Genomic DNA, 23400 nt, shown 5'->3' with positions numbered 1-23400 from the left:
CTGTCCGGTGCGCTCGCGATCGCGAGCGGCGGGCGGTTCATGCGGTCAGGGGAGCGAACCGCGTGATCGATGGGCGCGGGCGTGTTCGGTGCCCGCGACGGGGGCGACGGAACGGTCTAATACCCCCGGAAAGCCCGTCACTCCGGAATGGACGGCGCATCGGTGCCGACTTTCATCTCCACGAGGCTGTGACGCAGCGCATCCACGTTTTCCGCACCGTTCAGTGTGCTGAACCGATGTTGCGCTTCACGCCACAGCGGTGCGGCACGTTCGAACAGGCTGGTTCCTTCCGGCGTGAGTTCGACGATGCGGATACGACCGTCTTCCGGGGACGGCCGCATCGTGACGAAGCCGTCCCGTTCCAGCACACCGATCATCTTTCCCATCGCCGTGCGCTCGATGTCGAGACGCTCGGCCAGCACGTTGACCGACGCGCTCTCACGCTCGTTCAACGTCGCGAGGATCAGGAACTGCGTGATGCGCAGGCCGGACGGCTGGAGATGCGCGTCGTAAAGACGCGAGATCTGACGGGCGGCCTTCCTCACCGTAAAGCAATTGCATTGATCCACACCGATGGGTTGGCTTTTCGCCCGCATTTCTCTTCTCCTTGACGTCGGCCGATTGCCGGGTTCAAGCGCATTGTCACGCAAAAGCGCCGCGGTACTTCTCGATGAAGGCCGGCACCGACAGCGCGGGGGTACCCGTGATCTTCTCGACGACGTCGTTGGTGCCCCGGAAGATGCCTTCCCGATAGTGCTGGGCGACTTCGACGAGGTGCTGCACGAGGAACGGAGGGAACTTGTACAGTTGCTCCATCTTTTCCTTGAATGCCTCGATCGAAGTCGGCGCATATTCGATCTCGACGCCGAGCACTTCGCTCATCAGCGCGGCGATCTCCGTGTGGTTCAGTTCCACCGGGCCGTGAAGCGTGTAGGTCTGGCCGCCGTGGCCGGCCGGGTTCGCCAGCAGGTGTGCGATGACCCGGCCCTGATCGTCCGCGCTGATCGGCGCGTGGCGTCCGTCCTCGAACGGAAACGTGATCTTCCTCGTGGCCCGGATTTCCTTTGCGAAGTGCGGATACACGAGCCAGTCCGCGAAGAAGGTGGGGCGCAGGTGCGTCGTCGGGACGCCCGACCAGTCGAACACGCGCTCGGACACCCAGTGGTCCTGCGCCGCGTGGCTGGTCGATTCCCGCCGTGCCGAAATCTGCGACATGTTGACGATCGCGCCGACGCCGGCTTCCTTCGCGGCCTGCGCGAAATAGGCCGCGGCGCCGAGAATGCCCGGTGCGATCGGATGCAGGAAGTAGGCGGCGCTGACGCTTTCCATCGCGGCGCGAATCGCGTCGATGTCGGTGAAATCGCCGACGGCGATGTCGACGCCGCGCGCGCGCAGGGCGGCTGCGCGGTCATCGTCCGTGCGCACGTAGGCGCGGACGCGCTTGCCCATCTGCAGCAGTTCGTCGATGGCTGCGCCGCCGGTGCGGCCGGTTGCGCCGCTGACAAGAATCGATGTGTCGTTCATGGCTGAATCCCTTTGTGAAATTGAGAGCATATGCTCCTGTCAATCAATATAGGAGCATATGCTCTCATGTGCAAGTTTTTAATTCGGGGCGGCACCAGTACGGCGATGGTCGAAACGTGTCGGCGCGTGGCGGCGCCCGGCGCCGTGCGCCGCTAGAACGCCGCCATGCCCCGGACGACGCCGGGCCGCGCACCGATCCTCGCGTACCACGCGTCGAGGAAGGGCAGCGCGGACCAGTCGAGATCCTGCGTCACGGCGAAGACGCTCGTGTATGCGGCGATGTCCGCGAGCGTGAACGTATCGCCGGCGATATACGGACTGTCGGTCAGGAATCGCTCGGCCTGAACGAGCGCGTCGAGCGAGCGACCGGCCAGCAACCGGGCGCCCGGTTCGTCGCCTTGCTGCGCAAGCGCGAAAGCGCTGCCGTTCGGTGCGATCACTTCCGTGACGAAATAGAACAGGCGATCGAGGAACACGGCCGACTGCCGGCCTTGCTCGGGCACCAGGCGTTCCCGGGATCGTCTCGCCGCATGGAACATGATCGCGTTCGATTGGGTGAGGACCAGGTCGGGGCCGGTATCGCCGTCTTCCACCATGACGGGCACGAGGCCACGCGGGTTGAGCGCCCGGAACGCGGCGGACTTGTGCGCGCCCGCCTTCAGGTCTACCTGGCTCACCGAATACGCAATGCCGGCCTCCGCCAGCGCAATGGCTGCCCTGCGGCAGTTGCCTGTTCGTGCTCCATAAAGACGGGTTGCCATGAGCAGGTCTCCGGTTGCTCGTCAGGGCCGGCCGTGGCGCCGTGCGAACCGCACGAATGTCGCGTGGTCCGGGCCTTCATGCGCCGGGCAGGAAAGGCCGTATCGCCGCGGCGGCGATGTCCTTCGGCGTCAGTCGACGATTCGTCGTCGAGCCGCCGATGTAGCGTTCGGCGATTCGCCAGCCGTCTTCGGTCTCGCGAAGCCGGTCGAGCATCGGCGAATACATCCAGATCATCGGCAGGTCGTCGCTTTCGGTCAATTCGCCGTCGCTCATCTTGGGCGCGTCTTCCGGCGCCGCGTAGCGCACGAGGAGGTTGTGATAACGCACCGCGACGAGACCGTTTTCCTCTTCGTCGACGATGTGGCCCGTGCCGCAGCGACTGACGCCCGGGACCAGATAAGGATAGACCTCGGTGAGGAAGTGGCGGATCGCGGTTTCCCCGCTGATCTCGCCTTTGAAATGAATGACCTTCGCGTCCTCGGTAAAGGACTGGATCATGTTCTCGAGATCCCACGTCTCGAACAGCCAGTTGACCCGGTTGACGAAATCCACCGCGCTGGCGCGCCTGTCGGGATCGATCCTGCGCGCCGCGACTATCCTGGGAAAGAAACGCATCTTGACCTCCTGTACTGAACGATTGGCAACGACACTGTGTCGCGCCGAAGGCGGCATTCGATTCAGCGGGCAACCACTCGGGATCTTCCTGGCGTCATTTCCGTATCTGCTCCATGAATTGCCGAATGGCCGCCGCGACGGCTGCCGGATCTTCGAGCGGCGACAGGTGTCCGGTGCCGCGCAGCACGCGCATCCGCGCGCCCGGGACGCGCGGCAGCAACTCGAGGAATTCGGCAAACCATCATGTCCGATGCACGTGGTGCATCATGGCCGTCGAATGTACTGGCTCGACGAGGGCAGCGGCACGGGCGGCAATCTCGATATCGGGAACACTCGATCCACCGACGATCAGCGGTTTGCTCGAGGCATGCCGCGGGGGCGTGCAAAGTGGCTGCGCAGTTCAGTCTAGGTGGTTCGGGGAGGGCGAAAGTGACAGTTTTCCGTCGATCTAAGCCACAATTTGATTCTCTCTCCACACATTGTGCGGATCCCCCTCCATGAGAAAGCGACCTGAGCCGATTGCACCGCCGGAAAATGCAAGGTTGCCAAAGCGGGTTGTAATCCTGGGTTTGCCTCCGGTCGATGCGCTCGATGTGATCGGCCCGGCGGAAGTATTTGCATGGGCGAATCAGTTGCACGGCGGCGGCGTTGCACCCTATGCGCTCGAACTCGTTTGCTCGGCTGCCGATGCGCATGTGGATAGCGAAACAGGTATCGGCCTCAGAGGCCACAGCACGCTCGAAGAGGAACGTGACGCAAACAAGCCGATCGACACCTTGCTCGTGACCACGGGATCCAGAACATTCGAACAAGTCGATCAAGCGGCCATCGACTGGCTTAGAGCACGGTCGGCGACCGTCCGTCGCGTGTGCTCCATATGTGTCGGCGCGTTCGCGCTGGCGGCCGCCGGGCTATTGGATGGCCGCAGGGCGACGACACACTGGGCGGTGGCGAGGCGTCTGGCCGAGCGCTATCCCAGGATACAGGTCGACCCTGCTCCGATCTGGGTGAAGGACGGCAACGTGTATACGTCTGCCGGTATATCGTCGGGAATCGATCTCGCGCTCTCGCTCGTCAGCGAGGATCTGGGCAATGAATTCGCACTGGAAATCGCGAGGAATCTGGTGCTGTTCCTGCATCGTCCAGGCGGACAAGCGCAGTTCAGCTTTGCACTTCAGTCTCAGCGTGCACGCGATCCGGATCTGAGCCAGTTGTGTCTCTGGATCGGCGAGCATCTGCACTGGGATCTCACGGTCGAGATTCTGGCAGCCAGAGTGCCGACCAGTGTCCGGACGTTGATCCGGATGTTTCAGCGCGAACTGCAAACGACGCCGGCGAGATATGTTGAAAACGCGCGACTCGAAGCGGTGTGTCGCTTGCTCGCATTGGGTGAGCGCTCGATGGACGAAATCTGTCGTCGAAGCGGTTATCGCAGCGCCGACGTATTGAGGAAGGCATTCGTCCGCCGTTTCGGAGCGAGTCCAAAGGAATATGCGCGGCAGTTCGAGACAGATGGTGAGGCGACTCGGACCGGGTAGCGTTGGACGGCTGTTCTGACGGCGCGTCGGTGTAACCGGCGCGTCGTCATGTGCTGCGTTCACGCAGCCGCCCGAAGCGCTCGAACCCCTCGGCCGAGCTTGCGTCGCAGCAGTGATCGCAGCGTGGCGCCGTCCGAGTAGCCGACCTGCTCGGCGACCCGGTCGATGCTGTCGTGACCGGTCTGCAGGAGATGAACGGCGTGCTCGATTCGAAGGTCCTGGAAGAAGCCGAGTGGCGACTTTCCGAGCGTGTGCTTCAGGCGCCGGGCAAGAGTGCGCTGGCTGGTTCCGATGGCGTGGGCGGCTTCGGAAAGCGAGAAGCCGTTCGCCAGATTGCGGCGCGCCCATCCCTCGAATTTTTCGACCAGCGGATCCGCGTGAGCCAAATGGTCCGGGATGGCATAGACGGCTTGTGACGAACGCGAGTCCACGAGGAGGTAGCGAGCCGTCAGCGCTGCCAGGGCGGGACTGCGGCGCCGCACGAGGCCAAGTGCAAGATCGACGTGCGCGAGCGCCGCACCAGCCGTGACGTAAGGAGCGGAAAGAACGACCATCCGGGAGTCGTCGAGCGCGACGCGTGGGTAGCGCTTGCGGAAGAGCGGCGCCAGCCACCACGACGTCGTGGCCGTGTGCCCGTCCAGCAGCCCGGTCTCGGCGAGTAGAAACGTCGCCGTACATGCCGCGCCGACCCAAACACCCTCTCGAGCCTTGGCGACGACAGCCGCCTTGATCGCACGCAGTTCCGGGCGTTCCAGCGAGGCCTCGACCTGCTCGGGCGTCAATGCGCCAAGCGCGGGAATGACGATGGCATCCGGCTGAAGCGATGGATCGAAACGCGCGACTGGAACCTCGAAGCCATTGGCCGTGCGCACGCGCTTTCGGGTGCCGACGAGCGTGATCTCCAAAGGCGCAGGCCGCGGGTCAAGTTTGGCCGCGAGCTGGTTCGCGTAGTTCAGTGTGTCGAGCACGGCGGACAGGCCGAAATCCGCGACGCCGTTGACGACGAGCACATGGATGTTCATGGCAAGAATGCTATCAAAAATGACGAACTTGCTACTTCGGAATCGCGGGCTGCCTCCCTAAAGTGTGGGCTTCTCAAACACGTTCCCCATAGCGGGGAGGAAGGGTGAATCATGATCAAGTATGCAATTCTGGCGACCATCGAAGCCAGGCCGGGCAAGGAAGAAGCCGTGGCCGAATTCCTGAAGGGTGCCCGGACCATCGTCCAGGACGAGAGCCATACCATCAACTGGTACGCGTTCCGCACCGGCAAGTCGACCTTCGCCATCTTCGACACGTTCAACGACGAGGCCGGCCGCGACGGGCACCTGAACGGTGCGGCTGCCCAACGCCTGATGGCTGCGACGGAGGAACTGTTCGTGCGCCCGCCGATCATCGAGAAGGCGGATCTTGTCGCGTACACGACCCCGAAATGAGAGCGTGGGCTCGGCTCGCTCCGAGCCCGACGGAGCGTCTCGCATGTAACCGGGTTGCTGGCGCGAATCCGGGTGTTCGGGCCAGCAGGGCGGCCATCATGTTTGGCATGAATCGAGGGGTCTCTGTCATTGCTGCCAGAGTCGGCCGGCCCTATTGTTGATAACGACGCGGCCACTGGGGCCGCACCGTTATCCAGGAAGACTGACATGGCTTATTCGAGCGACCCCGACTATCGGCCGACGATAGGGATTCTGCTGTACCCGGGCTACACGCTGCTGGACCTTGCCGGGCCGCAGATCGCGATCGGCAACCAGGGCAACACCCTCCTGTTCTGGAAAGACAAGAATCCAGTCCGCGGAGACAACGGCCCCGAACTTGTTCCGACCACGACCTTCGCGGAGTACGACGGGCACCTCGACGTTCTGCTCGTTCCGGGCGGCTTTGGTGTCGAGGACGCGATGGGCGACCCGGAGATCATTTCCTTTCTTCGGCGCGCGGCCAAGACCGCACGCATCGTATCGTCCGCATGCACCGGAACCCTTCTCCTCGCTGCGGCGGGGCTGCTCGACGGCCGCAGGGTGACGACGCACTGGTTTGTGTACGAGACGATCGAGAAGAACTTCCCGGAGATCGAACTCGTGCGTGACGCTCGTGTGGTGATCGACGGCAATGTGTACACCAGCGGCGGCGTGACTGCCGGCATCGAACTGGGCATCAGGCTCCTCGAGGAAGCGAAGGGAGCGCGAGTGGCCGCGACGACGGAACTTGCCATGTGCTACGACCCTCAGCCGCCCTTTGGGGTGGGTAGCCCGAGCAAGGCCGGTCCCGATCTGCTTCAGGCAGCGATCAAGTACGCGGAAAAGATCGGCACGGAGAAACTGTGGCAGACCGCACCGTGATCGCCGCCGCGAGGTGGCTGAACCGGCTTTGACCCGGCTCGGCATGCGAGTTCGAGCCATACCCGACAGAACCTGTTGCCGAGGCCGCGCTGCCTCGGCCCGGATACTTGTGAGGAAAATGTGAGCACACCCGTCATCATCGGCGGTATTACCGCTCCCGATTCGGACCTGTCGCGCAAGGCTGCGGCACTTGCGAAGCAAGCCCATGCTCCGGCGATTCTGAATCACGTTCACCGAACCTACTGGTTCGCCGAATTTCTGGCCAGAAAGCGCGAGATGAAATTCGATCGCGAGCTCGTGTACGTGGCGTCTCTTCTCCATGACCTTGGTCTTTCGCACGATCACGCCGCCGACAAGCGCTTCGAGGTGGATGGAGCGGATGCGGCGAGCAGGTTCCTGCATGCTCACGACTATCCGCCGGAGAAGACCCGTATCGTTTGGGATGCCATTGCACTTCACTCATCGGCCGATATCGCGGATCGCAGGGAACCCGAGGTCGCCCTGGTTCATTTCGGTGCGCACGTCGACGTCATGGGCCTGCGCATGGACGAGATTTCTCCGCAACTGATCGAGGATACGCTTGCCTTGTACCCGCGCGTCGGATTCAAGCGGGCGTTCACCACGGCGTTGGCCGAGGTGGCGAGGAAAAAGCCGCATACGGCCATTGGAACGGGCCTCGCCGATATCGGCCGCCGCCTTGTTCCAGGCCTGGAGGTGCCGGACGTCTGCGATCTATTGCTGTTCGCGCCTTTCGAGAGTTGAGGCGTGGCGTGCCGTTCGCGAGCGCGTTGCGGCACGCCGGTAACGGGAGGCCTTGACTGCCGGTTGACGGCGTGCCGAGGCCACGTGTCGTTTCTGATCGCCGGAACGCCGGCGTAGAGCGTGCCATGTCTTCCAAGTCCGCCATCACGCCGGCGCAAACGCCGCGTAAAGTCGTCCTGGTGATTTTTACCGGAGCGAAGCTCCTCGATATCACCGGTCCCATTCAGGTCTTTACCGACGCACGTCTCGAGAACGGTGCACCGGCTTATCGGATCGAGATTGCATCGGAGGCCGGCGGGCTCGTCACCACCGATTCCGGTGTCGTTCTGCAATCGGTACGGCTGGAGGATGTCTTCGTCGATCCCGTGGATACGCTGCTGATCGCGGGTGGAGACCTTGCCGCGCCGCCCGACGCGTCGGATGCGTTGCGGGCCTGTCTGGCACGGAACCTGAAGCGGCCGCGCCGGATCGGCTCCGTCTGTCTCGGTGCATTCATGCTTGCACGGCTTGGCGTGCTGGACGGTCGGGAGGCGACGACGCATTGGGCCGTGTGCGAGCGGCTGCAGCGCGAGCATCCGTCCGTCGTTGTGAAGCCCGATGCGATATTCGTGGTTTCCGACGGGATATGGACATCTGCTGGCGTGTCGGCCGGCATCGACATGGCGCTTGCCATGGTCGAGGCTGACCTCGGCCATGAAGCGGCCCTGAAGCTTGCGCGGCTATTGGTGCTGTATCTGAAACGGCATGGCGGCCAATCGCAGTTCAGCTTCGAACTTCGGCGGCAGATCCGTGACGTGCAAGGGCGGTTTGACGAGCTGCATCTGTGGATCAACGACAATCTTGGAACGGATCTGTCGGTCTCGGTGCTTGCAGCCGTCGCGCATATGAGCCCGCGCAATTTCGCACGCGTCTACCAGCGCGAAACCGGCAAAAGCCCGGCGCGCGCGGTCGAGCAGATCCGGCTGGAAGCCGCGCGCCGACTCCTCGAGGAGGCGCCCGATTCCATCAAGCAGATCGCGCACCATACCGGTTTCGGCGACGATGAGCGGATGCGCCGGGTCTTCGTCAAGACGCTGGGCGTGTCCCCGCAGGACTATCGCAGTCGATTCGGCAGGTCGGCGCGCCTGAAGACAGTGTCAATCTCCTGAGCGGCCGTTCGCAAGCGATGCGGGAGATCGGTCGGGACACTCGACGTCAGCCCGCCTCGCTGAAATGCTTCGTCCGTTGACTGGCCACCCGTTCAACCCGAGTGCGGTTTGCCGCCATGCGCCCGGCACGCTCGGCAAGCACGGCAGACAAGACCGCCGGAGGCGCAAGCTCGGGGCGTCCGGCGTTGAATGGCGGCGCTGGCGCATATTCGAGTGCCAGCTGGATCGCTTGAGCTTGGTGCTCGCCGCGCAGCTCGGCGATCAGCGCGAGCGCGAAATCGATTCCTGCCGTCACGCCTCCCCCGGTGATTACGTTGCCGTCCCGTGCGATCCGTGCCTCGTCCGGAATGGCGCCGAACAGGGGCAACATGTCGCGCCACGACCAGTGACAGGCCGAGCGTTTACCGACAAGCAATCCCGCCGCACCGAGAATGAGCGAGCCCGAGCAGACCGATGTCACGTAACGCGCGCCGCTTCCAAGCCGACCGATCAGGTCGATGAAGCAATCGTCCTCAAGCGCCTGACAGACGCCGGCCCCGCCAGGTACGCACAAGACGTCGCAGTGCTCGATTTCTTGCAGGTCGGACAGTTGCTCGAACACAAGTCCGTCAGCCTTGACGGCCCGACCACCCATCGATGCCGCGATCACGCGGGCATTGGAGAGTCGAGTGAGAAACTGATGCGGTCCGGTGAAATCAAGCATGTGTCATGCCATCGAATACCGGCATGAGAATGGTTGTAGGCGCAGCCATATGCTCTCTCCTTGCGAGCGATTATGGGACGTGGGCCGTGTGATACGAATGCCATTCGCACCTCGTTTCCTGCCAGTTTGGCTGTCGGGCGTTCTCGGCCCCAGCTTCGAGGTGGCTATCGATTCGCCGGATACTTCCGCTATTCCTTGTTCATCACATGTCTTCCACGCGGCGACACAGACCTCGCGTCGACCGATCATCCTGCTCCGGACTTGCCTGGCGGGCTTGGCTGACCGCCTGCCATGCATCGAACGACTGAACGCTGCCGATCGCCGTCCAATGCGAACGAATCACCCGCCCGTCACCGGCGGAAAGAACGCCACCTCGCTATCCTCCCGCACGACGAACCCGCCGGTCACCATCTCGAGGTTCACGGCCGCCCGCACGGGCCGGTCCGTCCGCAGTGCTTCGCCACTGCGCGCGTCGCGCGCGGCGAGCATGCCGCGCAGCGCGTCGACGGTGACCTCATGCGCATCGATCTCGACGATTTCCTCGTCGGTATGCAACTGTTCGCGAATGCTCGCAAAGTATTTGATCGTCAGTTTCATTGGCGTGTCCCGAGCGAAATCAGCGGAATCGGCAACGCATGGGCCGGCACGTTCATCCCCATCGCCGCATCGCCTGATCGTCATGCGCCTTCGGCTCGACCCAGCCGGCCACGCCGTCGTGCCGGATCTCCTTCTTCCAGAACGGTGCGTGCGTCTTCAGGAAGTCCATGATGAATTCGCACGCATCGAACGCCGATGCGCGATGCGCGGCGGCCACCACGACGATCACCACCGCATGGCCGAGCGGAATGCGCCCGACGCGATGGACGATCCTGACCGCCTCGAGCCGCCAGCGCGCGCCGGCTTCCTCGACGATGCTCCATAGCGCCTGCTCGGTCATCGTCGGATAGTGCTCGACTTCGAGCGCGATCACGTCGTCGACGTCGCCTTCGTTGCGCACGACGCCGAGGAAATTCACGACTGCGCCGACATTCGGATTGCGAACGATCGGTGCGATTTCGGCACCGGCGTCGATCGCCGCGTATTGCACACGCACCTCGAAGCCGGCGGCAATCGCCGGCGGCGGCTCGGCGTGCGGGGTGGCGGGTTCGGAATGGGTGCCGTCACGCGACGGATCGTCGGGCGACGTGGCACGGGATTCGGTGAAAGTCATGACGGTTCTCCATTAAGCGGTGCGCGCCGCTTCGCGCGGCAGCCGTCAGCCGCCGACGAGCGACATGCGCACGGTCGGATAGGTCTTGCCCGACGGCCGGGCCGCGCGCGTGGCCCGGCGCTCGGAATAGCGGTCGTCGCGCCGCGTCCAGCGCGCTCGCACGGCGTCGGCGAGGTGCTCGATCGATGCGCGATCGTCGAGCCACGGCCGCAGGTCGGTACCCTGCGTCGCGAACAGGCACGTATAGAGCTGGCCGTCGGCCGACACGCGGGCGCGCGAGCATGTGCCGCAAAACGGATGCGACACGCTCGCGATGAAGCCGACCTCGCCCGCGCCGTCGATATGCCGGCAGCGGATCGCGGTGGCGTCGTGTCCCGGTTCGCCGACGAGCACGAGCGGATAGCTCGCTTCGATCAACTCGCGCATCCGTGCGGCCGGCACGACCTTGTCGCCGGACCACGCGCTCGCGCCGCCGACGTCCATGTATTCGATGAAGCGCACGGCCACGCCGCCATGCCGGAAGTGGCGCACGAGCGGCAGGATCTGGTCGTCGTTCGCGCCGCGCTCGATCACCGCATTGACCTTTACCGGCGCGAGCCCGGCCGCCTGCGCGGCCTCGATGCCGGCCAGCACGCGCGCGACCGGCACGTCGGTGTCGGTCATCCGGCGGAACACGGCATCGTCGATCGCGTCGAGGCTCACGGTCACGCGCGACAGGCCCGCATCGCGCAGCGCGCGCGCCTTGGCGGCGAGCAGCGAACCGTTGGTCGTCAGCGCGATTTCGACGGGCTTGCCGTCGACGGTCGTCAGCGTCGCGAGCCGTTCGATCAGCGCTTCGAGGTTGCGGCGCAGCAGCGGCTCGCCGCCGGTGAGACGGATCTTTTCGACACCGAGCGAGACGAACGCGCGCGCGATTTTCTCGAGTTGCGCGAACGACAACCGCTCGGACGACGGCATGAACGCATAGTCGGGGCCGAAGCTGTCGCGTGGCATGCAGTAGCCGCAGCGGAAGTTGCACTGGTCGATGACGGACAGCCGCAGATCGCGCAGCGGCCGCGCGAGCGTGTCGAGCGGGCGGGAGAGGGCGCCGGGCGATGCGCCGCCGGATAGGGCGGCGGCCGGCGCGGAAGCGAGGGCATTCACGATCGATTCGTCGGCCTGCATGAAGTGAGCGGAGCGGCATCGCCGATCGGCCGCCTGTGCGCCCACGTGTCGGCGCACAGGTCGTGACGAGCCTCATCGTGAGGATAAGCCGCCGAACTTTTCCGGCAGAGACACAATCCCGCCCGAAATGCAGGAATACAGTTCGCGATCCTGCATGCACGAAAGGCGGGCAATACGAGCATGCGCATGCTCACGCGAGCCGGTGCGCGAAATCGTAATACGGCACCGCGTCGCCGCGCGCGATGCGTCGGCCGGCCGGCAGCCGCGCGAGCCCGCTCGCCTGTATGAGCGATTGCAGCGTGCCGGCGCCTTGCTGCCGCAGCGTATCGAGGACGGGCGCGCCGTTTGCGTCGATGGTGCGGCGCACGCGCACGAAGCGTTCGCGCTGCGCATCCGGTTCGACGTCGATGTCGATCGGCAGCGACGGTACGGGCGGCAGGCAGTCGTCGCGCCCTTGCAGGCAGCGGATCAGCGGCGCGACGAACAGCGCGAACGCGATCATCGCGGCGCCCGGATTGCCGGGCAGCAGTACCACGGGCCGCTCGTCGAGCCGCGCGAGCGCGACGGGCTTGCCGGGTTTCATCCGCACGCCCGACACCTCGAACGACGCGCCGAGCGCGGTCAGCGCGGGACGCAGCAGGTCCTTGTCGCCGACGGATGCGCCGCCGACGCAGACGACCAGATCGCAGCGCGCGGCCATGCCGCGCAGCGCCTGATCGACGGCGGCCGGCGTGTCGGCGGCGTGCTCGCTCGCCGCGACGCCGGCACCGGTTCCCGACACCAGTGCGGCGAGCATCGGCGCGTTGCTGTTGAAGATCTGCTGCGGCGCACGCGGCTGGCCGCACGGGACGAGCTCGTCGCCGGTCGTCAGGATGCCGACCCGCAGCGGCGGCCGTACGTCGATGCGCGCGCAACCCTGCGCGGCGGCGACGCCGACGTGCATCGCGCCGAGCCGCACACCGGCCGGCATCAGCAAATCACCCGCGCGCACTTCCTCGCCGCGGCGGCGGATATGCGATCCGCTGCGCTGCGGTGCGTCGAACCCGACCCAGCCGTCCTGTTCGTGCGCGTGCTCCTGCATCACGACGGTATCGGCGCCGGGCGGAATCAGACTGCCGGTGAAGATTCGTGCGGCGGTGCGCGGTGCCAGCGGCGACGGCGCATCGCCCGCATAGCAGTGTTGCGCGACGCGCAGTGGCTCGCGGTGTTCGAGGTCCGCGTGACGGACCGCGTAGCCGTCCATCGCGCTCTGGTCGGCGGGCGGCTGGTCGAGCACGGCGGCGAGCGGCGTGGCGAGCACGTGGCCGGCCGCCTGCGCGACCGGCATGGAGACGGCCGTCTGCGGCGGCGCGAACGTGGCGGCGAACTGCCGTTGAGCGGTGTCGAAATCGGTCAGGGGTTTCATCAGGCGGTGAGCGCATGCGGTTGCGCACGCGTCGGTTCGGGTAACGGGAGCGCGTCGGGCGACACGTATTCGACGAAGCCGTCGTCGCGGCAGAAGCCGAGCAGCCGCACGCCGGCTTCGCGGGCGACGTCGATCGCGAGCGACGTTGGCGCGGAGATCGTCGCGATCATCGGGATGCCGACGCGTGCCGCCTTGCGCACGAGCTCGTAGCTCGCGCGGCTCGACAGGAACACGAAGCCCGCGCGCAGGTCGGCGCGACGCCGCGCGAGCCGGCCGATCAGCTTGTCGAGCGCATTGTGGCGGCCGACGTCCTCGAAGACTTCCAGCACGGTGCCGTCGCGGTCGCACCACGCGGCCGCATGGATGCCGCCGGTCGCGCGCATCAGCGTCTGCCGCGCCGGCAACGCGCGGGCGGCGCGCGCGACGGCGTCGATGCCGGCCGCCGCGTCGCCGGCCGCGATGCGCGGCGGATGCAGGTCGAGCTGCGCGATGCTTTCGATCCCGCAGACACCGCAGCCGGTGCGGCCGGCCAGCGCGCGCCGGTGCGCCTTCAGCGCCATGAACACCTGCTGCGACACGGTCAGCCGCACTTCGGCGCTGCCGGACCGGCATTCGCTCTCGATATCGAAGACGTCCGACGCGCGTTCGACGATGCCCTCGCTCAGCGCGAAGCCGAGGCCGAACACGTCGAGGTCGATCGGCGTCGCCATCATCACCGTGTGCGCGATGCCGTTGAACACGAGTGCAACCGGCGTCTCGTCGACCACACGATCGACGGTGTCCCGCGCGTCGCCGGCACGATGACGCGTCACGTGACACGTGCGGGTGCCGGCCGGATCGTCGGGTCGGTCGCTGGGGTCCATGCGGGTTTCTCCAGGAAGATCGGCCGGCGCGGGCGCCGGGCGACGGGAACGGGTTCCGCGGGGGCGGTGCGCGGTGTCGCGCCGGCTCGCCACGGGCAGGCTACGAGCCGATGATACGGGCGTTCGGCCGTGCCGCGGATGCACAGCGTCGCAGTGCGGAAAGCAGTACAGCTGTAGGCCTCCGGGCGCCGCAACGGCTTTTCCGTACACACATCTTCGGCCCCCGGGAAAGCACAGTTTCAGCGCACGTCCGCGCGATTGCGAGTATCGTCGGAAACGCGATATCGTCATTCACGCTTCGTTGCCGTGCACTGCGATCCGTCGATGTTTGCACGTGCCGTCGCGAAGCCGTCGCGCGATTTCCCGCTTCGAGCTGACGTCCTCACAACCACGAGCAAATTACGGTCATGGAAATCTTCGATGCATTCCATCTCGCCCGATTGCAGTTCGCGTTCACGGTGTCGTTCCACATCGTGTTTCCGGCGATCAGCATCGGCATGGCGAGCTTCCTGGCGGTGCTGGAATGGCGTTATCTCGTCACCGGCGACGCCGCCTACAAATCCATGTTCCAGTTCTGGTCGAAGGTCTTCGCGATCGGCTTCGGGATGGGTGTCGTCTCCGGCGTCGTGATGGCCTACGAGTTCGGCACGAACTGGGCGGGCTTCTCGCGCGTCGCGGGCAACATCACCGGCCCGCTGCTCACTTACGAAGTCCTGACGGCCTTCTTCCTCGAAGCCGGCTTTCTCGGCGTGATGCTGTTCGGCTGGCAGCGCGTGAGCCCGCGTGCGCATTTCTTCGCGACGCTGATGGTCGCGGTCGGCACGCTGATCTCGACGTTCTGGATCCTCGCGTCGAACAGCTTCATGCAGACGCCGCAGGGCTACCGGATCGAGAACGGCCTCGTCGTGCCGGTCGACTGGTTCAAGATCATCTTCAATCCGTCGTTTCCGTATCGCCTCGTGCACATGACGATCGCGGCGTTCATCGTCGCTGGCTTCATCGTCGCCGCGTGCGGCGCATGGCATTTGCTGAAGGGGCGCCGCGACGAGCCGGTGAAGCGCAGCTTCTCGATGGCGCTGTGGATGCTGCTGCTGCTCGCACCGGTCCAGATCGTCGTCGGCGATGCGCACGGGCTGAACACGCGCGAATACCAGCCGGCGAAGATCGCGGCGATCGAGGGGCTGTGGGAAACCGAGAAGGGCGGCACCGCGCTGAACCTCTTCGGCCTGCCCGACATGCAGGCCGAGACGACGCGCTATGCGATCCAGGTGCCGCATCTCGGCAGCCTGATCCTCACGCACAGCTGGGACGGCGAGATTCGCGGGCTGAAGGAATTCCCGGCGCAGGACCGTCCGTATTCGCCGATCGTGTTCTGGACCTTCCGGATCATGGCCGGCCTCGGGATGCTGATGCTGCTCACCGCGTTGCTCGGCCTGCTGCTGCGAAAGGGCGGACGCCTGTATGAAACGCGCTGGTTCCAGTGGTTCGTCGTGTGCATGGGGCCGTCGGGCATCGTCGCGCTGCTGGCCGGCTGGATCACGACCGAGGTCGGGCGGCAGCCGTGGACCGTGTACGGCGTGCTGCGCACCGTCGATTCGGTCGCGCCGGTCAGCGCGCAGCAGGTCGGCGTGTCGCTGCTGATCTTCGTGGTCGTGTATTTCCTGGTGTTCGGGACGGGTATCTACTACATGATGAATCTGATGAAGCGCGGGCCGGCTGCCCAGGCCGGGTACATCGAGCTGCACCGGCATCCGGGGCTGCGCAAGAGCGCGCTGTCCACGCCGCTGAACGTCACCGAAGCGGAGTAAGCCATGCAGATCGATCTTCCTGTCGTGTGGGCCGCGATCATCGGCCTCGGCGTGTTCATCTACGTGATGCTGGACGGCTTCGACCTCGGCATCGGCCTGCTGTTTCCGTTCTTCGATGCAAAGGTCGAGCGCGAAGTCATGCTGAACACCGTCGCGCCGGTGTGGGACGGCAACGAGACCTTTCTCGTGCTCGGCGGCGCGGGCCTGTACGGCGCATTCCCGGTCGTCTACTCGACGCTGTTGCCGGCGAACTACCTGCCGCTGATCCTGATGGTGGTCGGGCTGATCTTCCGCGGCGCGGCGTTCGAGTTGCGCGCGAAGGCGAACCGCACGCAACACCTGTGGGATCTCGCGTTCATCGGCGGCTCCGCGCTGGCCGCGTTCTGCCAGGGGATCACGCTCGGCTCGCTGCTGCAGGGCATCCGGATCGTGAACAACCAGTTCGCGGGCGGGCCGTTCGACTGGCTGTCGCCGTTCAGCCTGTTCTGCGGGATCGGCGTGCTCGTCACCTATGCGACGCTCGGCTGCGGCTGGCTGATCCTGAAAGTCGACGGCGAGCTGCAGCGCAAGATGCGCGTGCTGATGAAGCCGCTCGCGGGCGTGCTGCTCGCCGTGATGGGCGTGGTCAGCCTGTGGACCGTGGTCGGGCTGCCGGCCGTCGCGCACCGCTGGTTCGGCAGCGGCAACCTCGGCTGGTTCCTGCCGGTGCCGGTCCTCGTCGTCGCGTGCGTGTGGGGCATCTTCCGCACGGTGAAGCGCCAGCACGAGGCGACGCCGTTCCTGCTGACGCTCGCGCTCGTGTTCCTCGGCTACACGGGGCTCGTGATCAGCATCTGGCCGAACATCGTGCCGCCGTCGCTGACGATCTGGGACGCATCGTCGAGCCATTCGAGCCAGCTGTTCGCGCTCGTCGGCACCGTGATCGTGCTGCCGATCATCCTCGTGTACAACGCGATGCAGTACCGCGTGTTCCGCGGCAAGGTGCGCGAGGGCGACGCCGGCTATCACTGACCGGCGCGGCAGGTGACGGGGCGCGGCGAGCGCGGGCGTATCATCACGCGCAAACGCCGTGCATCTCGTCACCCGGCCCGGTGTCGATCGGACAGCGGCCCGCCACGCGCGGGCCGTCGCACATCGGGCGGCGGCGATCCGCATTGCGTATTTCCTTGGCAGTCGAGACCACACCATGATCGTCAGACCACGACAAAACTGGCTCAGGATGCTGTTCGTATGGAACGGCTCCGTGCTGCAGTCGATCATTCCGCAACTCGTGTTCATGGCGATCGTCAGCACGCTGGCGGTCTTCACGAACGGGCGCATCTTCGGCGAGAAGATTCCGCTGAACACCGCGCCGTTCACGCTGTTCGGGCTCGCGCTCGCGATCTTCCTCGCGTTTCGCAACAACGCGAGCTTCGAGCGTTTCAAGGAGGCGCGGCTTCTGTGGGGCAACCTGCTGATCGCCGCGCGCACCATCACGTCGCAACTGCGGCGCTATCTGCCCGACAGCGTCGGCGACGCGGAGCGCAACCGGCTCGCCGATCTGCTGATCGCGTTCACGTATGCGCTGAAGCATGAGTTGCGTCATACCGATCCTGCACAAGACCTGCAACGCATCCTCGGCGCCGAGCGCGCGGCTGCGTTCGCGCACAAGTGCTACCAGCCCGTCGCGATTCTCGACGAACTGCGCGGCGGGATCGTCCGCGCGCTGGGCCGTGCGCCCGGCAGCGACGCGACGTGCTGGATGTTCGATGCGCAACTGGTCGAGCTGGGCAAGGCGGTGGGCGGCTGCGAGCGGATCCTGACGACGCCGATTCCGTTCTCGTACAGCGTGCTGCTGCATCGCACCGTCTATGCTTATTGCGTGCTGCTGCCGTTCGGTCTCGTCGATTCGACGGAATTTTTCACGCCGCTGATTTGCGTGTTCATCTCGTACACGCTGATCGCGCTCGAAGCGATCGCGAACGAGGTCGCGGAGCCGTTCGGCCTCGCGCCGAACGCGCTGGCGCTCGATGCGATGGCGCGCACGATCGAACGGTCGGTGCTGGAGCTGGGCGATCGCGCGATGCCGGAGGAATTCGTGCCGGTGTCGACGTATCAGATTACGTGAGCGGCACGCACGTTCAGGAGAACCTCACATGCGTATCTACGTGACGAGTATCTTTGTCGACGATCAGGACAAGGCACTCGCGTTTTATACCGACACGCTCGGCTTCCGGCTGAAGAACAACGTGCCGGTGGGCGAGTACCGCTGGCTGACGGTGGTGTCGAAGGATCAGCCTGACGGCACCGAGCTGATGCTCGAACCGTGTCATCATTGTGCGGTCGGGCCTTTCCGTCAGGCGCTCTACGAGGATGGCATCCCGGCGGCGTCGTTCCAGGTCGACGATCTCGACGCGGAGTTCGCGCGGCTCGACGCGCTCGGCGTGCGCTTCACGCTGGCGCCGATGGACGCGGGGCCCGTGCGGATCGCGGTGCTCGACGATACGTGCGGGAACCTCGTGCAGTTGATGCAGATGAAGGCGTGAACCGAGCGTGTGGGTGCTGAGATCGCCCAGGCAGTTGCGTGCGATCAGTTTTTGATCGCCTCGGCGTCCCACACGCCCAGCGATACTGCTTTGTACAGCATGCCGACGGTCAATGCGTCACGTCTGAACGTATGGGGTTTCCTGAGGATGAACTGACGGACCACGTGATACAGGAACCCTTCGCCTTCCATCAGGAAGTAACGCCCGAAATCGTAGTCGCCGCGATCGACCTCGAAACGGGCGAAGAATCTTTCCATGAAGATGTCTGCGTCGTCTCCGGTTTGTCCGAGATCGTCGGTCAGCGAGGTGTCCACCGTAATCCGGTGCTTGCTCGATACCGCGGCTTCCTGGCGCACGAATGCTTCCAGCGCCTCCCAAATGTGGCGGTCGTCCATTACAGAATTCTGTCCTCCGGTTTTGCAATCTGGTTGTACCGGGAAACGGTGTTCCGGACAATATGGAACGCGTCTTTTGCGAGCAGTACCCAGCCGACGCCTGGCACCGACCGGCCGACGAACACCGCAAGTCGATGCGTCAGGATCACGCGCAGACGTTTGACGCTCTGCAGCGTGACGGTCGGTAGTATCTTGCGCCGGAATTCATACCGGAATATCGACCGCGCCATGACTGATGCAACGGAGGTGCCTTGGGTCGCGCCGAGCGGTTTTGCACGGGTGGGAAGAATCGGCAGGCCGGACAGAATCAGAATAACGGCTTCCACATCGTCAATACCTGCTTGTTTGCAGGTTTCCTCTGCGGCAATCAGAAAGAATAGTTCGGTTGGACTCAGGTTTTGCTGGTTCTGGTAGCGATAGGTATTCACTCGGCCCCTCGGGATGCAGGCGAATGAGGTGCATGAACCGTGCGTCTCGTTCGCCGTCGTCGTTATGGATGGGCCACGTTAGGGAGACTGTTGTTGCGGGTCAATTGCGTGGTGAGGCAGTGATGCCGGCTCGCGATGGCCTGATCGTTCGGGCGACGGCGGCAGGATTATCCGCATTTGCCATGGTGTCACCGGTGAGCGTCACGGAAGCGATCACGCCATGGGCCGCTCCGTAGCGGGGGAATGGCTCGCATGAAAGGTTTTCGAAGTGTTGCCGGCAGTGTTCGACGCCGCTGGCGATACGAGTCGCGCTGTGTGCCGACTTTTGCTGGTGCTGATTCGATGAAGCCGGTCGATCGGATCGGTCATGTTTGTGTAGACTCATGCTCGTTCAATGGAGCAACCTCATGCAACTTCTTGACCACGTGTCCATCGGTGTTCCGGATATCGACCAGGTACGCCCTTTCTACGATGGCGTCATGGCTGCCCTGGGCGCGGCCAAGGTCTATGACCGGCCTGCCGCGCTCGGTTATGGCGAACGTTGCAATGCGAGCGACACCACATCGACGTGTGTGGCGGTTTATCAGGATCCCGCCGAAGTCGGGACGAGCAAGCGGCACTGGTGCTTCAAGGCCGCTTCCCGCGAGCAGGTGCATGCGTTCTTCGAGGCAGGGCTATCCGCGGGCGGGCGGCCTGATGGCGACCCCGGATTGAGGCCGCATTATCACGGTGACTACTACGCGGCCTTTCTCGTCGACCCCGTCGGCAACCGGATCGAGGCCGTGTGTCATGCCGCTGCGCCGAAGCGCGAGCGGGCATGACGGCGCGGACCGGTGACTGACCGCCTGCGGCATGGCATCGCGCGGCGCCGACATCCCGCCGCGCATCGTCGTCCGGTCGCGTTTGTCGCGCGCGCCGCTCAATCGAAATACGTGAGCCCCATCGCGCCTTTCACCTCGGCCAGCGTCACGCCGGCCACTTCGCGTGCATGCAGCGTGCCGCGCTTCAGGATCGCCATCACCTCCGCCTTGTCCGCCTCGAATTCGCGGCGGCGCACGCGGATCGGCTCGATCAGCGCCTGCAGGCGCTCGTTGAGAACGCGCTTCACGACGCTGTCGCCGAGGCCGCCGCGGCGGTAGTGCGCCTTCAGTTCGTCGACCATCCGCACGTCGGGCTCGAACGCATCGAGGAACGTGAACACGACGTTGCCTTCGACCTGGCCGGGGGCGTTCACGCGCAGGTGGTTCGGGTCCGTGTACATGTCCTTCACCGCCTGCGCGATCTCGTCGGGCGTGGAACCGAGCGTGATCGCGTTGCCGAGCGACTTGCTCATTTTCGCCTTGCCGTCGATGCCCGGCAGCCGCGTGACCGCCGACAGCACGGCCTCGCATTCCACCAGCACCGGCTTGTCGACCGTCGCGTTGAAGCGGCGCACGAGTTCGTTGGTCTGCTCGATCATCGGCAACTGGTCGTCGCCGACCGGCACGTGCGTCGCCTTGAACGCGGTGATGTCGGCCGCCTGGCTGACGGGATAGGTCAGGAAGCCGGCCGGGATGTCGCGCTCGAAGCCGCGCAGGCGGATCTCTTCCTTGATGGTCGGGTTGCGCTCGAGGCGGGCGACCGTGACGAGGTTGAGCAGGTATTGCGACAGCTCGGCGAGCTCGGGTACCTGCGACTGGACGACGATCGTCGAGATCGCCGGGTCGATGCCGACGGCCAGGTAGTCGAGCGCGACCTCGATCACGTTCTCGGTGACGCGCTGGCGGCGGCCCATGTTGTCGGTCAGCGCCTGCGTGTCGGCGAGCAGCAGGAACTGCGTCGCCTCGTGCTGCATCTGCACGCGCGCGCGCAGCGAGCCGATGTAGTGGCCGAGATGGAGCGGGCCGGTCGTGCGGTCGCCGGTGAGGATGGTCGGTCGGGTCGGGTGCGTCATGGTGCGGATTGGCTCCGGGTTATCGAAGCCGCCAGCCATGACGTGGGCGCAGAAACGACAATGCCGCCATGGCTGGCGGCATCACGTTCGGGACATGCAAAAGGAAACGGGCCGCCTGGGTCAGGCGCGCCACCAGCGATGCACGTTCGGCGAGGCAGGTCGGGTTTCCATCACGCAAGTATAGCGCAGCGGCGGGTGGGCGGCGCGTCAGTGCACCATCGATTCCAGCGCGAGGCGCGCGACTTCAGCGGACGGCCAGAGCAGGTACAGCAGGCCGGCCATCAACAGCAGCGCGCAGGCGCGCACCACCGGCGTACGGTCCTTCTCGCTCAGGGTGCGGATGTGCTGCTTCAGTTTGTTCATGCTTGCAGGCACGATTTGCGCCACTCCAACGGTTGCTGCAACGGGGCCGGGTGGGGCGGCGCCGGGGTGTTGCGGGTTTGACGGGGCTGGGGTGCCGTTCGGCGCGCCGTATCGCTCGGGGCGACAGCGGGGCCGGCTGGTCATGAGGCGCCAAAAAGGGGGACGATCGAAGGTCCGGTGCCTGCGATCGAGGCCGAGGCAACGCGCATCCTATCAGGTCCGCGGGGCCGGCACAGTCAAGAATTGTGCGGCGCGGTGCGCGACCGTTAATCGTCCCGGTTGCCTTCTCTCATTCGACAATTTTTTCCCGGTCGCATTTGGTCGTCGCTGCCGGAGGGCTTCCACGAAGCATTCGCGGACACCGTAAGCCCGGCGACATCTTCCTCGAGGTATCCGTGCGTGGGGCATGTCCACCCGCGCAGGACTGTCTCGGACCAGCATGGAAAACCCTGTCTCGAAGATAATTTTGAGCCGTTGACATATGACGTCTCACCTAATACCTTGACGCCTGAGCTGCCTATGCGGCTTGATGTCGATGTTCCGATCAACGCGATTTTTGCCGCCCGTCAGGGCGCTGCAACGCCGTCTGGACCAGCTCGCGCCGCTCGGCAGGTTTTGTATGACGAACGGCGATGTCGCGGCAGCGTTGGCCTATTTACATTCACTGAGGTGTCAAATGAAGATCTCGTTTTCCGTCAAGCAGGCTTCAATGGCGACGACGCTCGTCGTCACGGGCCTGACATTCGGCGGCCTTGCACATGCCGCTGACGTTACGATCGGGTTTGCCGCGCCGTTGACCGGGGCATCGGCACACTACGGAGCGGATCTGAAGCGAGGTGTCGAACTCGCTATCGACGACGCGAACGCGAAGAAACTCGTGATCGGTGGTCAGCCCGTTCGCTTTGCAGTGGACGCCGAGGACGATCAGGGTGACCCGCGGACAGGATCGCAAGTCGCGCAGAAGCTCGTCGACGCCAAAGTCGCCGGTATCGTCGGGCACTTCAACTCGGGAACCAGCGTGCCGGCTTCGCGCATCTACTACAACGCCGGGATACCGATGGTTTCGCCGACGGCGACCAATCCGACGCTGACCTCGCAGGGCTTCAGCACCGTGTTTCGCGTGACGAACTCGGATGCGCAAATGGGGCAGCTTGCGGGGCATTCGGCCGTCGAAGCCCTCAAGGGCAAGAGCATTGCGGTGATGGACGACCGCACCTCGTTTGGCCAGGGTATGGCGGATGAGTTCGTCAAGGGCGTGAAGGCTGCGGGCGGCACCGTCGTCGACCGCGAGTTCACGACCGATAAGGCGGTGGATTTCCGCGCGCAGCTGACACGAATCAAGTCCTTCAATCCCGACGTGATCTTCTGGGCCGGTCTCGATCAGCAGGCTGGCATGGTGATGAAGCAGATGCGCCAGCTCGGTATCCGGGCGACGCTGCTGGGCGGCGGCAGTTTCGAGAACGACACGTTCCTGAAGGTGGCCGGCAGCAGCGCGGAGGGCGCGGTGTCGTGGGATTACGGCGTGCCGCTGACCAAGTTGAAGTCCGGCAAGGCGTTCGACCAGAAGATGAAAGCCAAGTACAACGAAGGCGTCGTTGCCTATTCGCCTTCCGCCTACGACGCAACGTGGGTGCTGATCAATGCGATGCAGAAGGCAAATTCGACCGATCCGAAGGTCTATGCGCCGTTCATCAAGTCGGTCTCGTTCGAGGGCGTGTCGGGGAACATCGCATTCATGCCGAACGGAGACATGAAGGATCCTGCCGCGACCTTTTACAAGGTGATCGGCGGAAAGTGGGTGCCTCAGGCAATCGCCTACGGCGACAAGGTCGAGCCGATCAAGAACTGACGGGAACGGTATCGTGAGGCGCGCTTCGCAACGGTGGCGCGGCATGAGCCGAGCCACCGTCGTCGGCGC

27 protein-coding genes are annotated in these 23400 nt (G+C 64.8%); 12 read left to right on the top strand and 15 right to left on the bottom strand.

The genetic code is table 11. From position 1 onward, the window contains the following. Nucleotides 1-137: 137 nt before the first annotated feature. From DIE23_RS16240 to DIE23_RS16225, 4 genes are all read right to left on the bottom strand, one after another. Nucleotides 138-596, bottom strand: a complete 459-nt coding sequence (locus DIE23_RS16240) for a MarR family winged helix-turn-helix transcriptional regulator (protein ID WP_124613143.1) — start codon at nt 594-596, stop codon at nt 138-140. A gap of 46 nt (nt 597-642) precedes the next feature. Further along, a complete protein-coding gene (locus DIE23_RS16235) occupies nt 643-1524 on the bottom strand; it encodes an NmrA family NAD(P)-binding protein (RefSeq protein WP_124613070.1) in 882 nt (293 codons plus the stop codon). Nucleotides 1525-1676: 152 nt separating this feature from the next. Further along, entirely contained in the window at nt 1677-2285 is a 609-nt protein-coding gene (locus DIE23_RS16230) for a glutathione S-transferase family protein (protein ID WP_124613069.1), read from the bottom strand. Between the two features lie 76 nt (nt 2286-2361). Further along, entirely contained in the window at nt 2362-2958 is a 597-nt protein-coding gene (locus DIE23_RS16225) for a nuclear transport factor 2 family protein (protein WP_260436082.1), read from the bottom strand. Here DIE23_RS16225 and DIE23_RS39560 point away from each other — a divergent pair. Then, the gene (locus DIE23_RS39560; RefSeq protein WP_185646469.1) at nt 2924-3310 is read left to right on the top strand and encodes a hypothetical protein; all 387 of its coding nucleotides are present in this window, start codon (nt 2924-2926) and stop codon (nt 3308-3310) included. The genes DIE23_RS16225 and DIE23_RS39560 overlap by 35 nt on opposite strands. Before the next feature lie 88 nt (nt 3311-3398). Continuing rightward, on the top strand, nt 3399-4439 hold the full coding sequence (locus DIE23_RS16210; RefSeq protein WP_124613068.1) for a GlxA family transcriptional regulator: 1041 nt from the start codon (nt 3399-3401) through the stop codon (nt 4437-4439). 59 nt (nt 4440-4498) lie between these two features. On the opposite strand, the gene DIE23_RS16205 is transcribed toward DIE23_RS16210, so the two are convergent. Next, nucleotides 4499-5461 carry a GlxA family transcriptional regulator gene (locus DIE23_RS16205; RefSeq protein ID WP_124613067.1) on the bottom strand — a complete coding sequence of 321 codons (963 nt, stop codon included), beginning with the start codon at nt 5459-5461 and terminating at the stop codon, nt 4499-4501. Between the two features lie 111 nt (nt 5462-5572). Here DIE23_RS16205 and DIE23_RS16200 point away from each other — a divergent pair, with 111 nt between their 5' ends. The 4 genes from DIE23_RS16200 to DIE23_RS16185 all read left to right on the top strand — a co-directional run bounded on the left by DIE23_RS16200 (nt 5573) and on the right by DIE23_RS16185 (nt 8685). Continuing rightward, nucleotides 5573-5875: a putative quinol monooxygenase gene (locus tag DIE23_RS16200; protein WP_124613066.1), complete on the top strand. Its 303-nt coding sequence runs from the start codon at nt 5573-5575 to the stop codon at nt 5873-5875. A 207-nt stretch (nt 5876-6082) separates the two neighbouring features. Then, complete coding sequence (locus DIE23_RS16195) at nt 6083-6775, top strand: DJ-1/PfpI family protein (protein WP_124613065.1); 693 nt, start codon at nt 6083-6085, stop codon at nt 6773-6775. A gap of 120 nt (nt 6776-6895) precedes the next feature. Continuing rightward, entirely contained in the window at nt 6896-7537 is a 642-nt protein-coding gene (locus DIE23_RS16190; protein WP_124613064.1) for an HD domain-containing protein, read from the top strand. A gap of 125 nt (nt 7538-7662) precedes the next feature. Beyond that, nucleotides 7663-8685, top strand: coding sequence for a GlxA family transcriptional regulator (locus DIE23_RS16185; RefSeq protein WP_124613063.1), 1023 nt, complete (start codon nt 7663-7665; stop codon nt 8683-8685). A 46-nt stretch (nt 8686-8731) separates the two neighbouring features. On the opposite strand, the gene DIE23_RS16180 is transcribed toward DIE23_RS16185, so the two are convergent. The 6 genes from DIE23_RS16180 to fdhD all read right to left on the bottom strand — a co-directional run bounded on the left by DIE23_RS16180 (nt 8732) and on the right by fdhD (nt 14030). Further along, entirely contained in the window at nt 8732-9388 is a 657-nt protein-coding gene (locus DIE23_RS16180; protein WP_221623347.1) for a DJ-1/PfpI family protein, read from the bottom strand. A gap of 339 nt (nt 9389-9727) precedes the next feature. Next, nucleotides 9728-9985, bottom strand: a complete 258-nt coding sequence (gene moaD / locus DIE23_RS16175; RefSeq protein WP_124613062.1) for a molybdopterin converting factor subunit 1 — start codon at nt 9983-9985, stop codon at nt 9728-9730. 52 nt (nt 9986-10037) lie between these two features. Beyond that, nucleotides 10038-10598: a molybdenum cofactor biosynthesis protein MoaE gene (locus DIE23_RS16170; RefSeq protein WP_124613061.1), complete on the bottom strand. Its 561-nt coding sequence runs from the start codon at nt 10596-10598 to the stop codon at nt 10038-10040. A 45-nt stretch (nt 10599-10643) separates the two neighbouring features. Next, nucleotides 10644-11762: a GTP 3',8-cyclase MoaA gene (gene moaA / locus DIE23_RS16165; protein WP_124613060.1), complete on the bottom strand. Its 1119-nt coding sequence runs from the start codon at nt 11760-11762 to the stop codon at nt 10644-10646. A 190-nt stretch (nt 11763-11952) separates the two neighbouring features. Next, entirely contained in the window at nt 11953-13167 is a 1215-nt protein-coding gene (gene glp / locus DIE23_RS16155; protein ID WP_124613059.1) for a gephyrin-like molybdotransferase Glp, read from the bottom strand. Beyond that, nucleotides 13167-14030 (bottom strand): formate dehydrogenase accessory sulfurtransferase FdhD, encoded by an 864-nt coding sequence (fdhD, locus tag DIE23_RS16150; protein ID WP_124613058.1) that lies wholly within the window; start codon nt 14028-14030, stop codon nt 13167-13169. Before fdhD ends, glp begins: the two co-directional genes overlap by 1 nt. A 407-nt stretch (nt 14031-14437) precedes the next feature. Between fdhD and DIE23_RS16140 the strand changes: the two genes are divergently transcribed. The 4 genes from DIE23_RS16140 (at nt 14438) to DIE23_RS16125 (ending at nt 18363) form a co-directional block, all read left to right on the top strand. Further along, nucleotides 14438-15838 carry a cytochrome ubiquinol oxidase subunit I gene (locus DIE23_RS16140; RefSeq protein ID WP_124613057.1) on the top strand — a complete coding sequence of 467 codons (1401 nt, stop codon included), beginning with the start codon at nt 14438-14440 and terminating at the stop codon, nt 15836-15838. A 3-nt stretch (nt 15839-15841) separates the two neighbouring features. After that, on the top strand, nt 15842-16849 hold the full coding sequence (gene cydB / locus DIE23_RS16135) for a cytochrome d ubiquinol oxidase subunit II (RefSeq protein WP_124613056.1): 1008 nt from the start codon (nt 15842-15844) through the stop codon (nt 16847-16849). A 175-nt stretch (nt 16850-17024) separates the two neighbouring features. Beyond that, a complete protein-coding gene (locus tag DIE23_RS16130; protein ID WP_124613055.1) occupies nt 17025-17945 on the top strand; it encodes a bestrophin family protein in 921 nt (306 codons plus the stop codon). Between the two features lie 28 nt (nt 17946-17973). Next, complete coding sequence (locus DIE23_RS16125; protein ID WP_124613054.1) at nt 17974-18363, top strand: VOC family protein; 390 nt, start codon at nt 17974-17976, stop codon at nt 18361-18363. A gap of 44 nt (nt 18364-18407) precedes the next feature. On the opposite strand, the gene DIE23_RS16120 is transcribed toward DIE23_RS16125, so the two are convergent. Then, the gene (locus DIE23_RS16120; RefSeq protein ID WP_124613053.1) at nt 18408-18758 is read right to left on the bottom strand and encodes a DUF1493 family protein; all 351 of its coding nucleotides are present in this window, start codon (nt 18756-18758) and stop codon (nt 18408-18410) included. Then, nucleotides 18758-19186, bottom strand: coding sequence for an STM2901 family protein (locus DIE23_RS16115; protein ID WP_124613052.1), 429 nt, complete (start codon nt 19184-19186; stop codon nt 18758-18760). The genes DIE23_RS16120 and DIE23_RS16115 overlap by 1 nt, the downstream gene beginning before the upstream one ends. 407 nt (nt 19187-19593) lie before the next feature. Between DIE23_RS16115 and DIE23_RS16110 the strand changes: the two genes are divergently transcribed. Further along, complete coding sequence (locus DIE23_RS16110) at nt 19594-20007, top strand: VOC family protein (RefSeq protein ID WP_124613051.1); 414 nt, start codon at nt 19594-19596, stop codon at nt 20005-20007. Between the two features lie 98 nt (nt 20008-20105). Here DIE23_RS16110 and trpS read toward each other — a convergent pair whose 3' ends face one another. Together trpS and DIE23_RS39555 are read right to left on the bottom strand one after the other, a co-directional pair. Next, entirely contained in the window at nt 20106-21119 is a 1014-nt protein-coding gene (trpS, locus tag DIE23_RS16105; protein ID WP_124613050.1) for a tryptophan--tRNA ligase, read from the bottom strand. 207 nt (nt 21120-21326) lie between these two features. Continuing rightward, a complete protein-coding gene (locus DIE23_RS39555) occupies nt 21327-21482 on the bottom strand; it encodes a hypothetical protein (protein ID WP_185646468.1) in 156 nt (51 codons plus the stop codon). A 709-nt stretch (nt 21483-22191) separates the two neighbouring features. Between DIE23_RS39555 and DIE23_RS16100 the strand changes: the two genes are divergently transcribed. After that, the gene (locus DIE23_RS16100; RefSeq protein WP_311767818.1) at nt 22192-23331 is read left to right on the top strand and encodes a branched-chain amino acid ABC transporter substrate-binding protein; all 1140 of its coding nucleotides are present in this window, start codon (nt 22192-22194) and stop codon (nt 23329-23331) included. Nucleotides 23332-23400: the final 69 nt, after the last annotated feature.

The organism is Burkholderia sp. Bp9143 (assembly GCF_003853645.1).
Lineage (GTDB): Bacteria > Pseudomonadota > Gammaproteobacteria > Burkholderiales > Burkholderiaceae > Burkholderia.
This window is presented reverse-complemented; position numbering and strand designations above follow the sequence as displayed.

What these genes read in the sequence shown, in the direction of transcription:
- DIE23_RS16210 (WP_124613068.1), top strand. Translation starts at nt 3,399, where the DNA reads ATGAGAAAGCGACCTGAGCCGATTGCACCGCCGGAAAATGCAAGGTTG.
- DIE23_RS16205 (WP_124613067.1), bottom strand. Translation starts at nt 5,461, where the DNA reads ATGAACATCCATGTGCTCGTCGTCAACGGCGTCGCGGATTTCGGCCTG.
- trpS (WP_124613050.1), bottom strand. Translation starts at nt 21,119, where the DNA reads ATGACGCACCCGACCCGACCGACCATCCTCACCGGCGACCGCACGACC.
- DIE23_RS16185 (WP_124613063.1), top strand. Translation starts at nt 7,663, where the DNA reads ATGTCTTCCAAGTCCGCCATCACGCCGGCGCAAACGCCGCGTAAAGTC.
- DIE23_RS16120 (WP_124613053.1), bottom strand. Translation starts at nt 18,758, where the DNA reads ATGGACGACCGCCACATTTGGGAGGCGCTGGAAGCATTCGTGCGCCAG.
- DIE23_RS16235 (WP_124613070.1), bottom strand. Translation starts at nt 1,524, where the DNA reads ATGAACGACACATCGATTCTTGTCAGCGGCGCAACCGGCCGCACCGGC.
- DIE23_RS16125 (WP_124613054.1), top strand. Translation starts at nt 17,974, where the DNA reads ATGCGTATCTACGTGACGAGTATCTTTGTCGACGATCAGGACAAGGCA.
- DIE23_RS16100 (WP_311767818.1), top strand. Translation starts at nt 22,192, where the DNA reads ATGGCGACGACGCTCGTCGTCACGGGCCTGACATTCGGCGGCCTTGCA.
- DIE23_RS16195 (WP_124613065.1), top strand. Translation starts at nt 6,083, where the DNA reads ATGGCTTATTCGAGCGACCCCGACTATCGGCCGACGATAGGGATTCTG.
- glp (WP_124613059.1), bottom strand. Translation starts at nt 13,167, where the DNA reads ATGAAACCCCTGACCGATTTCGACACCGCTCAACGGCAGTTCGCCGCC.
- DIE23_RS16140 (WP_124613057.1), top strand. Translation starts at nt 14,438, where the DNA reads ATGGAAATCTTCGATGCATTCCATCTCGCCCGATTGCAGTTCGCGTTC.
- DIE23_RS16110 (WP_124613051.1), top strand. Translation starts at nt 19,594, where the DNA reads ATGCAACTTCTTGACCACGTGTCCATCGGTGTTCCGGATATCGACCAG.
- fdhD (WP_124613058.1), bottom strand. Translation starts at nt 14,030, where the DNA reads ATGGACCCCAGCGACCGACCCGACGATCCGGCCGGCACCCGCACGTGT.
- DIE23_RS16180 (WP_221623347.1), bottom strand. Translation starts at nt 9,388, where the DNA reads ATGCTTGATTTCACCGGACCGCATCAGTTTCTCACTCGACTCTCCAAT.
- DIE23_RS16130 (WP_124613055.1), top strand. Translation starts at nt 17,025, where the DNA reads ATGATCGTCAGACCACGACAAAACTGGCTCAGGATGCTGTTCGTATGG.
- moaA (WP_124613060.1), bottom strand. Translation starts at nt 11,762, where the DNA reads ATGCAGGCCGACGAATCGATCGTGAATGCCCTCGCTTCCGCGCCGGCC.
- DIE23_RS16240 (WP_124613143.1), bottom strand. Translation starts at nt 596, where the DNA reads ATGCGGGCGAAAAGCCAACCCATCGGTGTGGATCAATGCAATTGCTTT.
- DIE23_RS16230 (WP_124613069.1), bottom strand. Translation starts at nt 2,285, where the DNA reads ATGGCAACCCGTCTTTATGGAGCACGAACAGGCAACTGCCGCAGGGCA.
- DIE23_RS39555 (WP_185646468.1), bottom strand. Translation starts at nt 21,482, where the DNA reads ATGAACAAACTGAAGCAGCACATCCGCACCCTGAGCGAGAAGGACCGT.
- moaD (WP_124613062.1), bottom strand. Translation starts at nt 9,985, where the DNA reads ATGAAACTGACGATCAAATACTTTGCGAGCATTCGCGAACAGTTGCAT.
- cydB (WP_124613056.1), top strand. Translation starts at nt 15,842, where the DNA reads ATGCAGATCGATCTTCCTGTCGTGTGGGCCGCGATCATCGGCCTCGGC.
- DIE23_RS16170 (WP_124613061.1), bottom strand. Translation starts at nt 10,598, where the DNA reads ATGACTTTCACCGAATCCCGTGCCACGTCGCCCGACGATCCGTCGCGT.
- DIE23_RS16225 (WP_260436082.1), bottom strand. Translation starts at nt 2,958, where the DNA reads ATGCCGCCTTCGGCGCGACACAGTGTCGTTGCCAATCGTTCAGTACAG.
- DIE23_RS16200 (WP_124613066.1), top strand. Translation starts at nt 5,573, where the DNA reads ATGATCAAGTATGCAATTCTGGCGACCATCGAAGCCAGGCCGGGCAAG.